Origin of the sequence: Aeromonas sp. QDB11, assembly GCF_027705265.1 — a bacterium.
GTDB classification, from domain to species: Bacteria; Pseudomonadota; Gammaproteobacteria; order Enterobacterales; family Aeromonadaceae; genus Aeromonas; species Aeromonas allosaccharophila.
In genome coordinates this window covers 1-1,706 of record NZ_JAPDBM010000157.1, presented here as the reverse complement: position 1 = coordinate 1,706, position 1,706 = coordinate 1, and the positions used below count along the sequence as shown (strand labels likewise).

The 1,706-nt window shown below is 64.0% G+C and carries 2 protein-coding genes; both read left to right on the top strand.

The window, feature by feature from the left end; translation table 11 throughout:
• The first annotated feature begins 206 nt into the window (after window positions 1-206).
• Window positions 207-767 (top strand): recombinase family protein, encoded by a 561-nt coding sequence (locus OKC40_RS22330; protein WP_001161490.1) that lies wholly within the window; start codon window positions 207-209, stop codon window positions 765-767.
• Window positions 768-770: 3 nt separating this feature from the next.
• Window positions 771-1,706, top strand: a 936-nt coding sequence (locus tag OKC40_RS22325; protein WP_270797012.1) for a DUF4158 domain-containing protein, incomplete at its 3' end; no start/stop codon positions are given.

The following is a 1,706-nucleotide window of genomic DNA, read 5'->3' as shown; positions in this document are numbered from 1 at the left end:
GTTAAGGGTTGCATCGCGCATGTCAATCTAGGCTATACCCTAACTTGATGTCAGGCAGGGCCGCGCCGCTTCGTCAGAATAGAGTCTGCTTTCCCATTTTTTGACACATGCCCGCGAAGGTTATAGATTTCAGCCTGACAGAAATGGGCTTTGAGGCACAACGGAACAGAAAGTGCACTTAAGCCGCCTTCAACCAAGGAGACATCGTGCAGGGGCACCGCATCGGCTACGTCCGGGTCAGCAGCTTTGACCAGAACCCGGAACGCCAGCTGGAACAAACCCAGGTGAGCAAGGTGTTCACCGACAAGGCATCGGGCAAGGACACCCAGCGCCCCCAGCTCGAAGCGCTGCTGAGCTTCGTCCGCGAAGGCGATACAGTGGTGGTGCACAGCATGGATCGGCTGGCCCGCAACCTCGATGACCTGCGTCGCTTGGTACAGAAGCTGACTCAGCGCGGCGTGCGCATCGAGTTCCTGAAGGAGGGCCTGGTGTTCACTGGCGAGGACTCGCCGATGGCCAACCTGATGCTGTCGGTGATGGGGGCCTTCGCTGAGTTCGAGCGCGCCCTGATCCGCGAGCGGCAGCGTGAGGGCATCGCCTTGGCCAAGCAGCGTGGCGCGTACCGGGGCCGCAAGAAAGCCCTGTCCGATGAGCAGGCTGCTACCCTGCGGCAGCGAGCGACGGCCGGCGAGCCCAAGGCGCAGCTTGCCCGCGAGTTCAACATCAGCCGGGAAACCCTCTACCAGTACCTCCGCACGGACGACTGACACATGCCGCGTCGCTTGATCCTCTCGGCCACGGAGCGGGACACCCTGCTTGCGCTGCCGGAAAGCCAGGATGACCTGATCCGCTACTACACCTTCAACGACTCCGACCTGTCGCTGATCCACCAGCGACGCGGCGACGCCAACCGCCTCGGCTTCGCCGTGCAGCTCTGCCTGCTGCGCTACCCCGGTTACGCGCTGGGAACCGACAGCGAGCTGCCCGAGCCGGTCATCCTGTGGGTGGCGAAGCAAGTCCAGGCCGAGCCGGCGAGCTGGGCAAAGTACGGCGAGCGCGACGTGACCCGTCGCGAGCATGCCCAGGAACTGCGCACCTACCTGCAACTGGCCCCGTTCGGCCTGTCCGACTTCCGCGCCCTGGTGCGCGAGCTAACCGAGCTGGCCCAGCAGACCGACAAAGGCTTGCTGCTGGCCGGTCAGGCCCTGGAGAGCCTACGGCAGAAACGACGCATCCTGCCGGCGCTGAGCGTGATTGACCGGGCCTGCTCGGAAGCCATTGCGCGAGCCAATCGGCGGGTCTACCGCGCCCTGGTCGAACCACTCACGGACTCGCATCGGGCCAAGCTGGACGAGCTGTTGAAGCTCAAGGCCGGCAGCAGCATCACCTGGTTGACCTGGCTGCGCCAGGCACCGCTGAAACCCAACTCTCGGCACATGCTGGAACACATCGAGCGGCTGAAGACATTTCAGTTGGTGGACTTGCCCGAAGGCCTGGGCCGGCACATCCACCAGAACCGCCTGCTCAAGCTGGCCCGCGAGGGTGGGCAGATGACGCCCAAAGACCTCGGTAAGTTCGAGCCGCAGCGCCGCTACGCGACCCTGGCCGCCGTGGTGCTGGAGAGCACCGCGACCGTGATCGATGAGCTGGTCGATCTGCATGACCGCATCCTGGTCAAGCTGTTCAGCGGCGCGAAGCACAAGCAT